The sequence below is a fragment of the Kribbella sp. NPDC049174 genome, from assembly GCF_043197365.1.
GTDB lineage: Bacteria > Actinomycetota > Actinomycetes > Propionibacteriales > Kribbellaceae > Kribbella.
The window spans coordinates 533,425-546,386 of the sequence record NZ_JBICSZ010000004.1; the positions used below are offsets into that span (position 1 = coordinate 533,425).

Annotated in this window: 11 protein-coding genes; 1 reads left to right on the plus strand and 10 read right to left on the minus strand. The window is 67.9% G+C overall.

Going from position 1 to position 12,962, the window contains the following annotated elements:
• The first annotated feature begins 4 nt into the window (after positions 1-4).
• Positions 5-2,863, plus strand: a complete 2,859-nt coding sequence (locus ACGFIF_RS24490) for a glycoside hydrolase family 2 TIM barrel-domain containing protein (RefSeq protein WP_393157539.1) — start codon at positions 5-7, stop codon at positions 2,861-2,863.
• Here the strand turns inward: ACGFIF_RS24490 and ACGFIF_RS24495 are convergent.
• The 10 genes from ACGFIF_RS24495 to atpE all read right to left on the minus strand — a co-directional run bounded on the left by ACGFIF_RS24495 (position 2,847) and on the right by atpE (position 12,962).
• Positions 2,847-4,970 carry a DUF6351 family protein gene (locus ACGFIF_RS24495; protein ID WP_393157540.1) on the minus strand — a complete coding sequence of 708 codons (2,124 nt, stop codon included), beginning with the start codon at positions 4,968-4,970 and terminating at the stop codon, positions 2,847-2,849. The genes ACGFIF_RS24490 and ACGFIF_RS24495 overlap by 17 nt on opposite strands.
• A 175-nt stretch (positions 4,971-5,145) precedes the next feature.
• A complete protein-coding gene (locus ACGFIF_RS24500; protein ID WP_393157541.1) occupies positions 5,146-6,168 on the minus strand; it encodes a hypothetical protein in 1,023 nt (340 codons plus the stop codon).
• Positions 6,169-6,237: 69 nt separating this feature from the next.
• Complete coding sequence (locus ACGFIF_RS24505) at positions 6,238-6,669, minus strand: DUF2550 domain-containing protein (RefSeq protein ID WP_393157542.1); 432 nt, start codon at positions 6,667-6,669, stop codon at positions 6,238-6,240.
• A gap of 151 nt (positions 6,670-6,820) precedes the next feature.
• Positions 6,821-7,225: a F0F1 ATP synthase subunit epsilon gene (locus ACGFIF_RS24510; RefSeq protein ID WP_393157543.1), complete on the minus strand. Its 405-nt coding sequence runs from the start codon at positions 7,223-7,225 to the stop codon at positions 6,821-6,823.
• 1 nt (position 7,226) lies between these two features.
• Positions 7,227-8,681 carry a F0F1 ATP synthase subunit beta gene (gene atpD / locus ACGFIF_RS24515; protein WP_393157544.1) on the minus strand — a complete coding sequence of 485 codons (1,455 nt, stop codon included), beginning with the start codon at positions 8,679-8,681 and terminating at the stop codon, positions 7,227-7,229.
• Positions 8,682-8,686: 5 nt separating this feature from the next.
• Entirely contained in the window at positions 8,687-9,598 is a 912-nt protein-coding gene (locus ACGFIF_RS24520; protein ID WP_393157546.1) for a F0F1 ATP synthase subunit gamma, read from the minus strand.
• Positions 9,599-9,604: 6 nt separating this feature from the next.
• Positions 9,605-11,245, minus strand: coding sequence for a F0F1 ATP synthase subunit alpha (gene atpA / locus ACGFIF_RS24525; protein ID WP_393157547.1), 1,641 nt, complete (start codon positions 11,243-11,245; stop codon positions 9,605-9,607).
• Positions 11,246-11,337: 92 nt separating this feature from the next.
• The gene (locus ACGFIF_RS24530; protein WP_393157548.1) at positions 11,338-12,135 is read right to left on the minus strand and encodes a F0F1 ATP synthase subunit delta; all 798 of its coding nucleotides are present in this window, start codon (positions 12,133-12,135) and stop codon (positions 11,338-11,340) included.
• A complete protein-coding gene (locus ACGFIF_RS24535) occupies positions 12,135-12,704 on the minus strand; it encodes a F0F1 ATP synthase subunit B (protein ID WP_393157549.1) in 570 nt (189 codons plus the stop codon). Before ACGFIF_RS24535 ends, ACGFIF_RS24530 begins: the two co-directional genes overlap by 1 nt.
• Before the next feature lie 30 nt (positions 12,705-12,734).
• A complete protein-coding gene (gene atpE / locus ACGFIF_RS24540) occupies positions 12,735-12,962 on the minus strand; it encodes an ATP synthase F0 subunit C (protein WP_132213696.1) in 228 nt (75 codons plus the stop codon).

Below are 12,962 nucleotides of genomic sequence, written 5' to 3' on the forward strand. Positions count from 1 at the left end.
TGAGATGACTTACTACGAGGACCCCGGACCCGGGTACGGCGTTCTGCCGCCGCGCGCGGCTGTCCGTTCCGACGCACCCTCGATCAGCCTGAACGGGACCTGGCGGTTCCACTTCGCGGAATCGGTGGAGGAGGCCGTTCGAGGGTTTGAACGGGAGGACTTCGACGACTCCGAGTGGGCGTCGATCCCGGTTCCGTCGAGTTGGCCGATGCACGGCTTCGGGCAGCCGATCTACACCAACCAGCCATACCCGTTCCCGGTCGATCCGCCGTACGTGCCGGACGAGAACCCGACCGGCGACTACCGGCTGGTGTTCGAGGCGCCCTGGGACGGGCCTTCGGTGCTGCGTTTCGACGGGGTCGACTCGTGTGCGCGGGTGTGGCTGAACGGCGTGGAGCTCGGGGTGACGCGTGGGAGCCGGCTGCCGAGCGAGTTCGACGTGGGCCCTGTGCTGCTGCCCGGGCGGAACGTGCTGGCGGTGCGGGTGCATCAGTGGTCGTCGGGGAGTTACCTCGAGGACCAGGACATGTGGTGGCTGCCGGGGATCTTCCGCGATGTCACGCTACTCGCTCGACCGGCCGATGGTTTGGCTGATGTGTTCGTGCACGCGGACTACGACCATCTGACCGGCGCCGGCACATTGCTGGTGGAGGCTGCTGCGGCTGGCGCGGTGGTGCGGGTTCCTTCGCTGGGTGTCTCGGCCGCGGTCGGGGAGACCGTGACGATCCCGGCCGTCGAACCGTGGTCTGCGGAGGTGCCGCGGTTGTACGACGCCGTCGTGGAGACTCCCGGTGAGACCGTGTCGCTGCGGATCGGGTTCCGGACGGTGGCGATCGTGGACGGCGTACTGACGGTCAACGGGCGGCGGGTGCTGTTCCACGGCGTCAACCGACACGAGCACGATCCCGTGCTGGGTCGCGTCGTGCCGGAGTACCGGCTGCGGCAGGAACTGCTGGTGATGAAGCAGCACAACATCAACGCGATCCGGACCAGTCACTACCCGCCGGACTCGCGGCTGCTGGAGTTGTGCGACGAGCTCGGGTTCTGGGTGATGGACGAGTGCGACTACGAGACGCACGGGTTCTTCCTGCTGGACTGGCGCGGGAATCCGGCCGACGACCCGACCTTCGAGGCCGCGTCGCTGGACCGGATGCGCCGGTTGGTGGAGCGGGACAAGAACCATCCGTCGGTGATCATGTGGTCGCTCGGCAACGAGGCCGGAGTCGGGCGGAATCTGTCGGCGATGGCGTCGTGGACGCGGGACCGCGATCCGTCGCGGCCGGTGCACTACGAGGGCGATCTGAGCTGTGCGGAGGTGGACGTGTACAGCCGGATGTACGCCTCGCATGCGGAGGTCGAGGCGATCGGGAAGCGGGCCGAGAAGCCGTTGGACGATCCCCGGCTGGACGCGCGGCGGCGGGCGATGCCGTTCGTGCTCTGCGAGTATTCCCATGCCGGGGGCAACGGTCCGGGTGGGATCGCGGAGTACGAAGAGCTCTTCCACCGGTACGAACGCTGCCAGGGCGGCTTCCTCTGGGAGTGGATGGAACACGGCATCCTCCGGCCGGGCGGGACGTATGCGTACGGCGGCGACTTCGGCGAAGAACTCCACGACGGCACGTACGTGCTGGACGGTCTGGTCTTCCCCGACCTCACCCCACAACCAGTCCTCCTCGAAGTCCGCAAAGCCTTCGAGCCAGTCCACTTGACGCTGTCTGATGACGTCCTGCACATCACCAACAGGTACGACGTCCTCGACACAGCCCACGTGTCCCTCCAGTGGGAGCTGGCCGACGAGGGTGAGACAGTCGAGCGCGGCTCGTTGGAAATGCCGGTGATCGCAGCAGGCAGCGAAGCAACCGTGAACCTGCCGGACTTCAGCACCCCACTCCAGAACCACGAACGCTGGCTAACAGTCCGAGCCGTACTAACCAACGACACAGCCTGGGCGGTGGCTGGCCACGAGGTTGCTTTCACCCAGTCCCAGCTCAAGCCGACAACCTCTCCTACTTCTCCCCGACCCGCGGCTGTGCGGCCGGAACGGGTGGGTGGCGGCGAACTCGAGCTCGGATTCGGGCGGTTCTCCGCGCGGACCGGGAGGTTGGTGAGCCTGGGTGCCTGGTCGGTTGAGCACGTGCCTTTGGAGTTGTGGCGGGCGCCTACTCAGCACGATGCGCGCACCTGGGACGCCAGCACGTTGGATCGGAAGGCGCGGTGGGCCAACGCCGGGCTGCATCGGCTGCGGTATCGGACTGTTTCCGTGGAGGCGGACGGCGACACACTCCAGGTCGTGACGATGGTGGGGGCGGCTGCGACGGATGCTCGGGTGTTGACGACGTACCGGTGGACCTCGGACGGGGAGCGGCTGAGCGCGGACGTGGAAGTGGAGCCGGTTGGTGAATGGACGGTGCCGTGGGCACGGGTGGGAGTGACGCTCGGGTTGCCGGCGGGCTTTCAGCAGCTCACGTGGTTCGGGCTCGGGCCGGGGCAGGCTTATCCGGACTCCCGGGCAGCGAGCCGGGTCGGGCGATACACGTCAACCATCGACGACCTGCAAGTTCCGTATCTGTTCCCGCAGGAGAACGGCGCTCGGGGTGACGTCCGGTGGGCCGAGCTGTCGGGCACTGCCGGCAAGCTCAGGCTGACGGGGGAGCCGCACCTCGCCTTCACCGCCCGCCGGTGGACGACGGCCGACCTCGCCGCCGCCGGGCACCTGGAGGATCTGGTGCCCGGCGACCGGGTGTGGGTGACGCTTGATGCTCTGCAGCACGGGCTCGGCAGTCCGACGAGCGGCGCGCCGGTCCTGCCGCAGTACGATCTCCAGCCCCAGGCTCACCGGTTCCGGTTCAGTTTGGGAAGGTGAGCCAGGTGCCGGCGAGTGGTTGCTGGCCGATACCCGGCTTGGAGTAGTCGCAGACCCCACCCGGGAAGATGCCGAGCAACCGCTTCCACTGCGCGTCGGTCCAATCCACGCCGTACTCGGTGCGGACCGGCGTACGGAGCCGGCACTTCACCACATCGGCGGCAACATCTCCCCCGGCGACCTCGCGCGGAAACGACGCGGACGGGAACAACTGCTCGCACCGGGACGCCGGATCGCGGTCCAGCGGCTGCGCGAGGAAACCCGAGGGCCCACGGCAGCCTTCCACCAGGGTGGACGGCCGGGCGTCGACGATCTTGTCGATCCGCGGCCGGGACGAGTCGTCGGCGGCGAGTTCGGTCAGCCACTGATCGAGCGAGTCGACCGCGTGTTGCAGCAGCGGGCTCGCCGTGCTGAAGAGGCCGTACTGCGCGTCCTCCAGCAAACTCACGTGATTCGCCGCCGTCCCGTTAGCCTTCTCCAGCCGCGCCCGCATCGAGAACGTGTGGTACCTGACGTGGATGTCGCCGTACGACTGATCGTCGAAGTACGCGCGATAGTCGATGATCGGTACGTCGGCCAGCCCTCCCCCGCCGCTGGTCAGCCGTCCGGTCCGGTACGCCGCGCGCAACGCCTGCGGATCCGCCACGGTCCAGGCCGGCACCAGGTTCGCATCGGCATCGAACCCGCCGACCCGCTCGTTCAGGTCGAGGAACTGCTCCGGCGTGATCACTCCCGACCGCAGTACGCCGAGTCCGTACTGGACCCCCACGTTGTCCAACGGCCGCCGCGCGAACCCGGTCGTCGGATCAGCGCCGTACGCGTTGATCGCGTGGTCGTAGACATCGCAGCGCACCCCACGCGGGTTCTGGACCGGGTCGTAGCGATCGGCCGCCGGGATGATGTCGCAGTTGCGGCGCGCGTCGATGCGCCCGGCGCTGACCGCCATACTCGGCAGCGTCGCGTATGTCGCGAAGCCGGACACCTGACGTTTCTGCTCCTGGGTCCACGGAACCCTCGCCCGGGAAGTGAAGTACGAGTCGAGCAGCCACGCGTCGCTGATGAACGTGACCGTCCCGAACCCCACGTCCGGGAACGAGCAGCCCACGATGATCCCGTCGAAGATGCCGGGGTAGTTGTCGGTGATCTGATGGGCCTGGTACGAACCGCCCGAGCAGCCGAAGCCGACGGTGTACGCGGGTCGGCCGTAGTGCTCGACGAACAGTTCCTTCGTCATCATCGCCGACTCGGCCGCGGTCAGGTCGTTACAGTTGTGGCCGAAGACGTTCAGCGACGACGACATCAACGCGTAGCCGCGGCCGAGCAGGAAGGCGTCCGTCACGCCGCCGGTGGTGCTGCCGGAGCGGTACCAACCGCCCGCGCAGCCGCCGCCGAGGGTGAAGATCGCCCGGCCGTTCCAGCCGTCCGATCGCCGCACCGGTGTTGGCACCGGCTCACTCAGCGGGTCGTGCAACATGCTGGTCTGGACGACCGCTCGGTTGGCACTGCCGGTTTCCATCCGTACGACGAACGGCACCTTCACACCGAGCGAGTTGGTGGTGCGGGCAAGGTCAGCCGGGTACGACGTGGTGCGCGCGGGCCAGGCCGCCCACTCGCCTGCGGTCGTCCGGTAGAAGTAGTCGACCCGCGGCGCGACGGTGCAGTTGGCGTCGAGCGGGTCGCCAAGGGTTCCGCCGACGACCGGGATGGTGAACCTCGCGGTCTCGCAGACGAACGGCTGCTGGTGCGGGCCGGAGAAGACCGGTCCTTGGCGTGGATAGTTGCGGACTTCCAGGGTGGTTCGTTCGTCGCTGGCCGATGCTCGCAGGGTGTTCCAGCCCAACCGCATGCCCCCGACCAGACCGGTCAGTCCCTGCCCGTCGGCGGTGAACGCCGAGGTCACGTCCCTGCCGTTCAGCGTCACCTGTAGCTGCTCAGCGCCGGCCGGCAGGTCGACATGCACGAGCGCGTCGCCGCCGGTCACCTTGTCCGGGCGGCCGGACAGGATCTCCAGTTGCAGCGGTCGCGACGCCTCGGCCGGCACCGCGGGGAGTAGGAGGACGATGGCAAGCAGACTGGCGATCAGGCCGGCTGGTCGGGAGCGGTTCACGGGTCCTCCAAGGTTCAGTGGGCGGCGACCTCGTAGACGCGGGCGATGTCAGGGGTGGTTCCGGAGGCATCGGTGACGGTCAGGCGGAGCTGGTCGACCGTGGCGGACGGTCCTGGTAGCGAGACGAGCGACCGGGTGTTGCCGCTGGCGCTGCCGAGCTGGACCCAGCAGGCGATTAATCCATCACCCAGTACTGCCAGCCGGGTGGTGCGGGAGGCCAGGCTGGGTCAGGCATCCACCCGGACGGCGGTTCCCAGCCTTCCGGCGGTGGTGGCCAGCCCGGTGCGGGCACAAACCTGATCCGCGTCGGCCGGGGTGGGATCGGGGCATGGGCGACCGGTTGAAGAGACTTGACGCTCCCGGCCGGCCAATCAGCCGGCAACTCGTGGGCCTTCGCACCATGGACGGTGACCTCGGCCTTGAGCCGGTTGCCTTTGATCTTGGCTTTGACTGCGGTGAGCAGGCCTTGCTGGTCAAGATGACGGATGGCCGGCCGCAGGTCAGCGCTCATCTTCGGGGTCAATTGACCGACGCGCAGGCCGTCGATCCGCACCTCGACCAGTTCCTTGGCTGTCCGGGCACCGGTGTCGGTGAGCCCGTGCAGCGTCGCGTAGACGAAGCTCTCGCCTTCCGGGCGAAGGAACGGCTCGATGGCCGGCATGCACTGATCCTCGCCGCTGATCTGAACAGCGCCACCATCCGGCAGCAGCAGGTGCGGCTCCACGGGTTGGGCGTTGACCGGCGTACAGAGATGAGGCTCCGCGAGCGCGATCGTGACGCTTGCGGTGAACCGCTCCTTCTCGACCGGGCGACCGGCACGATTGGTCTCGTAGTCCGTCTCCAGACCGCCCCACACCCTGGCGTTCACCCGGGCCGCGAGGCCGCGTGCCGTCAGCTCACTCAGACACTGCCGGTAGTCACCCGCGATCTCCCTCGGCAGGTGACCGACGATCCGCCCCTCGATGTGTACGGCGACCGCGGCGGGATCGAACCGATTGCCGGGCTCCGGCACCAGGAACGCGGAGCACTCGAGTTCACGCTCCCGGCCGCCGAGCCGGCCGAACAATCGCTGGAGCTCCGGAAGATGATGGCTCTCCCCCACAACCTCCTGGTTGCACCAGGCTCTGCTCCCCCACAGGTCGAACGGCACCAGTGCTGTCGCCGGCCCACCCGCCGGCGTTCTGTTCCCATGCTTCATCAAGACCCCCTCAGGTCACGGCAGGTGAGCCTAGGTGACCTCGGGTGGCGGTGTCAGTAGCTTGAGATGTCAGTGGTAGGTCTGGCTGCTGGGTGGGGCGGATTCCATCCAGGCGAGGACGCCGGTGAGGGCCTCTTCGGTCATCGCGAAGTGGACCGTGCGGTCGCGGAGCTCGGCGTCGACGATGACGTGGCCGGCGTAGGTGACCAGGGGCTCGTTGCCCATCGGGCGACGGCTGGTGACGCTTTCGAGCTGGCGGCGGTTGACCACGAGTTTCGGCCACCAGGCGAGGCTGAAGACGCGAAACCATTGCAGGTCGTCGCCGACGTACCGGGCCAGACCGAGAGCCCAGCCGCGGCCGTGGTCCTTCTGCGCCAGCTGAAGGCTGCAATCGAACGTGCCGCCGTCCCTGGACAACCAGCGACGGCGGCACGCGAACAGAATGATCAGCAGTACGGCGGCAAGCAGACAGACCCCGACGACATCGAGGACCACCCTCATACCTTGCCGACCCCATTTCCGGTGCCAAATATCGGTACTACCCCGGGCACCGCCGGAGAACCGTACTGTCAGTGACGATGTTCAATTGTCGCAGGTGGGTAATTATGGCAGGTGGGTTCAGTGTCACTGCGGCCCCACCCCACCGCCCGGGTCAGTCCGCCTTCTCGGCGGCCATCACCCTCGCTTCGGCGAGCCGGACGTCTTCCTGGGCACCCTCGGTGTCGCTACCGGTGGCCAGGGCCCGCTCGAGATCGCGACGGGCCTCCTCCAGGTCGATGTCGTGACCCATCTCGGCGTTCTCGGCCAGGATCGAGACCCGGTCGTTCGCCACCGAGATGAAGCCGTCCGGTGCGGCCGCGACGAAGTACTCGTCGTCGGTGGTCCGCACCTGCACGGTGCCACCCTGCAGCAGGCCCAGCAGCGGCGCGTGGCCGGGCAGGATACCGACGTCGCCGTCCGTGGTCCGGGCGATGACGATCTTGGCCTGGCCCTGCCACACCGTCCGCTCGGCCGCGACCAGCGCGACCTCGAGGTGCTTGGCAGAATCCTCGGCCATCTCAGTTGTCCTTCTGCAGCTCGGCCCACTTGCGCTCGACGTCCTCGAGCGAACCGACGTTGAAGAACGCCTGCTCGGCGATGTGGTCGCACTCGCCTTCGGTGATCTTCTTGAAGGACTCGATGGTGTCCTTCAGCGGCACGGTGGAACCCGCGATGTTGGTGAACTTCTCCGCCATGTAGGTGTTCTGGGAGAGGAACTGCTCGATCCGGCGCGCCCGCGCGACGGTGATCTTGTCCTCTTCGGAGAGCTCGTCGACACCCAGGATGGCGATGATGTCCTGCAGTTCCTTGTTCTTCTGCAGGATCTGCTTCACCCGGACGGCCACGTCGTAGTGCTCCTGGCCGATGTACTGCGGGTCGAGGATCCGCGACGTGGAGGTCAGCGGGTCGACGGCCGGGTACAGACCACGCGACGCGATGTCGCGGGAGAGCTCGGTGGTCGCGTCGAGGTGGGCGAAGGTGGTCGCCGGCGCCGGGTCGGTGTAGTCATCCGCGGGCACGTAGATCGCCTGCATCGAGGTGATCGAGTGACCCCGGGTCGAGGTGATCCGCTCCTGCAGCACACCCATCTCGTCGGCCAGGTTCGGCTGGTAACCGACCGCGCTCGGCATCCGGCCGAGCAGGGTGGAGACCTCGGAACCGGCCTGGGTGAACCGGAAGATGTTGTCGATGAAGAGCAGCACGTCCTGCTCCTTGACGTCGCGGAAGTACTCCGCCATCGTCAGCGCCGACAGCGCGACGCGAAGACGCGTGCCCGGCGGCTCGTCCATCTGACCGAACACCAGCGCGGTGTCCTTGAAGACGCCGGCCTCTTCCATCTCGTTGATGAGGTCGTTGCCCTCACGGGTCCGCTCGCCCACGCCGGCGAACACCGACGTACCACCGAAGTTGTGGGCGATCCGGTAGATCATCTCCTGGATCATGACCGTCTTGCCGACACCCGCACCGCCGAACAGGCCGATCTTGCCACCCTGCACGTACGGCGTGAGCAGGTCGAGCACCTTGATGCCGGTCTCCAGCATCTCGGTCTTCGACTCGAGCTGGTCGAAGGCCGGCGCCTTGCGGTGGATCGGCCAGCGCTCGGTGATCTCGAACTCGGACTCGTCCTGGCTCAGGCACTTGCCGGTGACGCTCCAGACCCGGCCCTTGGTGACGTCGCCGACCGGCACGGAGATCGCCGCGCCGGTGTCGCGCACCTCGGCGCCGCGGACCAGGCCGTCGGTCGGCTTCATCGAGATGGCCCGGACGATGTTGTCACCGACGTGCAGGGCCACCTCGAGGGTGATGGTCTGGGTGACATCGCCGAGCGTCAGGTCCACCCCGAGCGCGTTGTACATCTCGGGCATCGCATCGGCCGCGAACTCGACGTCGACGACCGGGCCGATCACCCGGGCGACGCGACCGACACCTGCGGCGCCGGCCTCGTTGTTCTTCTCGGTAACCGTGGCAGTCATCTCTCTCACTCGCTCCCGGCGGTCGCGTCGGCCAGCGCGCTGGCGCCACCGACGATCTCGCTGATTTCCTGGGTAATTTGGGCCTGGCGGGCCTGGTTCAGGTCCCGTGTCAGCTTCTCGATCAGATCCTGCGCGTTGTCCGTCGCCGACTTCATCGCGCGCTGCCGGTTGGCCAGCTCGGAGGCCGCCGCCTGCAGCATGCAGTAGTGGATCCGGCTGGCGACGTACTTGGGCAGCAACGCGTCCAGCACGTCCTCGGCGGACGGCTCGAACTCGTACAACGGCAGTACGTCGTCCTCGGCCGGCGCCTCGGTTCCCTCGACGACCTCCAGCGGCAGCAGCCGGATCACGTCCGTGCGCTGGGTCAGCATCGACACGAACCGGGTGAAGACGATGTGGATCTCGTCCACGCCGCCCTCCTCGGTCGGGGTCAGGAAGGCCTCGATCAGCGCGTCGGCGATCTCCCGGGCCCGGGCGAAGCTCGGGTTGTCGGAGTCACCGGTCCACGACTGGGCGATCTCCCGCTGCCGGAAGGTGTAGTACGCCACGCCCTTGCGGCCGCTGAGGTACGGGACGATCTGCTTCTCTTCCTCGCGCAGCAACGTGTTCAGCCGCTCGCCTTCGCGGATCACGTTGGACGAGTAGGCGCCGGCCTGGCCGCGGTCGGAGGTGATCAGCAGCACCGCCGCCCGCTTCGGGTTCGGCTTCTCGGTGGTCAGCGGGTGGTCGACGTTCGAGAACGTCGCCACCGCCGACACGGCACGGGTGAGCTCACGCGCGTACGGACCGGCCGACTGGGCGCGCTGTTGCGCCTTGACGATCCGGGACGCCGCGATGAGCTCCATCGCGCGGGTGAGCTTCTTGATCGTCGAGACCGAGGCCTTACGCTCGCGAAGCTCCCGCAGACTGGCTGGCACGGTCGATCAGCCCCGCTTCTGCCGGACGATCTGCTCCTGCTCGACGTCCTCTTCGTCCATCGCCTCGGCCGGCGCCTCGGAGCCGACCAGCAGCTGGCCGTCCGAGGTCTGGAAGGTCGGCTTGAACGCGTCCAGCGCCTCCGTCACGGCAGCGGCCGCGTCGTCGTCGAACTGGCCGGACTCGCGGACGGAGTCGAGCACCTTGCTCTCCCGCCGCAGGTAGTCGAGGAAGTCGCGCTCGAAGCGGAGCACGTCGTTGGTCGGGACGTCGTCGAACTTGCCCGTCGTACCGGCCCAGATGGAGACGGTCTGCTCCTCCACCGGGTACGGCGAGTACTGCGGCTGACGGAGCAGCTCCACCAGACGCTGACCGCGGTCGAGCTGACGACGCGAGGTGGCGTCGAGGTCGGAGGCGAACATCGCGAACGCCTCCATCGCGCGGAACTGGGCCAGGTCCAGCTTCAGCGAGCCGGAGACCTTCTTCATGCCCTTGACCTGCGCGGCACCGCCGACCCGGGACACCGAGATACCGACGTCGATGGCGGGGCGGATGTTGGCGTTGAACAGGTCCGACTGCAGGAAGATCTGGCCGTCGGTGATCGAGATGACGTTGGTCGGGATGAAGGCCGACACATCGTTCGCCTTGGTCTCGATGACCGGCAGACCGGTCATCGAGCCGGCGCCGAGCTCGTCGGACAGCTTCGCGCAACGCTCCAGCAGGCGGCTGTGCAGGTAGAAGACGTCACCCGGGTACGCCTCGCGGCCCGGCGGGCGGCGCAGCAGCAGCGACATCGCGCGGTACGCCTCGGCCTGCTTGCTCAGGTCGTCGAAGACGATCAGCACGTGCTTGCCCTGGTACATCCAGTGCTGGCCGATGGCCGAACCGGTGTACGGCGCGACGTACTTGAAGCCGGCCGGGTCGGACGCCGGGGAGGCCACGATGGTGGTGTAGTCCATCGCGCCGGCCTCTTCCAGCGCGCCGCGGACGGCGGCGATGGTCGAGCCCTTCTGGCCGATCGCGACGTAGATGCAGCGGACCTGCTTCTTCGGGTCGCCGGACTCCCAGTTGGCCTTCTGGTTGATGATCGTGTCGATCGCGATCGCGGTCTTGCCGGTCTTGCGGTCGCCGATGATCAGCTGGCGCTGGCCGCGGCCGATCGGGATCATGCCGTCGATCGCCTTGATACCGGTCTGCAGCGGCTCGCGGACCTCCTGGCGGTCCATCACACCGGCCGCCTGCAGCTCGAGCGCACGGGTGCCCTCGAGGTCCTTGATCTCGCCCAGGCCGTCGATCGGCTTGCCCATCGGGTCGATGACGCGGCCGAGGTAGCCCTCGCCGACCGGCACCGACAGGACCTGCCCGGTCCGGCGGACCTGCTGGCCCTCCTCGATCCCGTCGAACTCACCGAGGACGACGACACCGATGTCGCGGACGTCGAGGTTCAGCGCGATGCCCTGGGTGCCGTCCTCGAACTCGAGCAGCTCGTTCGTCATCGCCGAGGGCAGACCCTCGACGTGCGCGATCCCGTCACCGGCGTCGATGACGGTGCCGACCTCTTCCCGGCTGGTCTCCTCCGGTTGGTACTCGTTGACGAACTGATCCAGGGCGTCCCGGATCTCCTCCGGCCTGATCGTGAGCTCAGCCATTGTGTTTCCTGCTTCCTTGACCTTGCTGGCCTGTTGTGGCCCTAAAGGCTTTCCCGACCCTTAGCACCATAAGTTTTATGTCGTAAGAGCCGTCAGCCGGCGATGCGCCGTTGCGCTTCGTCGAGCCTGGCCGCGATGGTTCCGTCGATCACTTCGTCGCCGATGTCCACCCGCACGCCGCCGACCACGTTCGGGTCGACGATCACGTTCAGCTGGATGTCCCGGCCGTACTGCCGCCCGAGCGCCTCGCTCAGCCGGGTGCGGTCCGCCTCGGACAGGTCGGTGGCGACCCGCACGGTGGCGATGCTGGCGTTGCGCCGGGCCGCCGCGGCGACCTGGTAGGCCCGCATCGAGGCCGCGAAGCTGCGCCCCCGGCCGTCGACCGCGCGCTCGACCAGCCGCACGGTGACCCCGTCGGCCTTGCCCTGCAGCAGGCCGTGGATCAGCTGCTGCCGCAGCTTGACCGGGATGCTCCGGTCACTGAGCTTCTCGCTCAGCGCCCGCTCGGCCGAGACCACCCGGTCCAGCCGGAACAGCTCGTCCTCGACCTCGTCCAGCTTGCGCCCCGAGTCGGCGTGCGCCACGTCGGCCTCGACGCTCAACTGCTCCAGCGCGTTGCCGAGGTCGCGGCCGCTGACCCAGCGGCCGGCCACGGCGGCGGTCAGGATCTCCTGCGCCTGGGCGGAGATCTTGCCGCCGAACAACTGCTGCACCAGGCCGGTCCGGGCCGCCTGCGGGCGGGCCGGATCGGTCAGTGCGCGCCGGAGCGCACCGCTGCCGTCCAGCAACTTGGCGACCGAGAACAGCTCGGTGCCCAGCTCCTCGGTGACGGTGACACCCGCCAGGACCTCCTGGGCCCGGGCCAGTGACTCCTTCGACGCGCCGCGCATCAGCCGTCCGTTCCGACGGCCTGACGCGCGGACTCCGACGCCTCGAGATCAGCCAGGAACCGCTCGACGGTGCGACGCTGACGCGCCTCGTCCTCGAGCGACTCGCCGACGATCCGGCCGGCCAGGGTGGTGGCCATGTGGCCGACCTCGCTGCGCAGCGAGGCGACCGCCTGGGCCCGCTCGGCGTCGATCTGGGTCCGTGCGTGCGTCACGATGCGCTCGGCCTCGGCGTTGGCCTGCTCACGCATCTCCGCGATGATCTGCGCACCCTGCTCCCGCGCGTCCTCACGGATCTTCGCAGCCTCCTGGCGAGCCTCCGCCAGCTGCGCGTTGTACTTCTCCAGTGCCGCCTTCGCCTCGGCCTGGGCCTGCTTGGCCTCGTTCATCCCGCCTTCGATCGCCGCGGTCCGATCGGCGTACGCCTTCTCGAACTTCGGGACGACGACCTTGGCGAAGGCGATGGCCAGCAGGATCAGGAAGACGAAGCCGAAGATGATCTCGGCCGTGTGCGGCATCAACGGGCTCGGGCTCTCGCCCGCCTCGCTCAGCGGTAGCACCATCGTCAACATGTCTGAATCCTGTCAGTCAGAGGAAGTAGCTCAGGCAGAACGGAAGACGAAGGCCAGAGCGATACCGATGATCGCCAGAACCTCGGTCACGCCGAAGCCGATCCAGGCGATCGACTGCAGCTTGCTCTGGGCCTCGGGCTGACGCGCGGTGCCGTTGATCACGGCTGCGAAAATCAGACCGACGCCGACGCCCGGGCCGATCGCGGCGAGGCCGTAGCCCAGTACTGCGATGTTGCCGGAGATCTCGAGTGCGGTCAT

Excerpts from the sequence above, each read along its gene's own strand:
- ACGFIF_RS24490 (WP_393157539.1), top strand. The coding sequence starts at position 5 with ATGACTTACTACGAGGACCCCGGACCCGGGTACGGCGTTCTGCCGCCG.
- ACGFIF_RS24500 (WP_393157541.1), bottom strand. The coding sequence starts at position 6,168 with ATGAAGCATGGGAACAGAACGCCGGCGGGTGGGCCGGCGACAGCACTG.
- ACGFIF_RS24505 (WP_393157542.1), bottom strand. The coding sequence starts at position 6,669 with ATGAGGGTGGTCCTCGATGTCGTCGGGGTCTGTCTGCTTGCCGCCGTA.
- ACGFIF_RS24510 (WP_393157543.1), bottom strand. The coding sequence starts at position 7,225 with ATGGCCGAGGATTCTGCCAAGCACCTCGAGGTCGCGCTGGTCGCGGCC.
- atpD (WP_393157544.1), bottom strand. The coding sequence starts at position 8,681 with ATGACTGCCACGGTTACCGAGAAGAACAACGAGGCCGGCGCCGCAGGT.
- atpA (WP_393157547.1), bottom strand. The coding sequence starts at position 11,245 with ATGGCTGAGCTCACGATCAGGCCGGAGGAGATCCGGGACGCCCTGGAT.
- ACGFIF_RS24530 (WP_393157548.1), bottom strand. The coding sequence starts at position 12,135 with ATGCGCGGCGCGTCGAAGGAGTCACTGGCCCGGGCCCAGGAGGTCCTG.
- ACGFIF_RS24535 (WP_393157549.1), bottom strand. The coding sequence starts at position 12,704 with ATGTTGACGATGGTGCTACCGCTGAGCGAGGCGGGCGAGAGCCCGAGC.
- atpE (WP_132213696.1), bottom strand. The coding sequence starts at position 12,962 with ATGACCGCACTCGAGATCTCCGGCAACATCGCAGTACTGGGCTACGGC.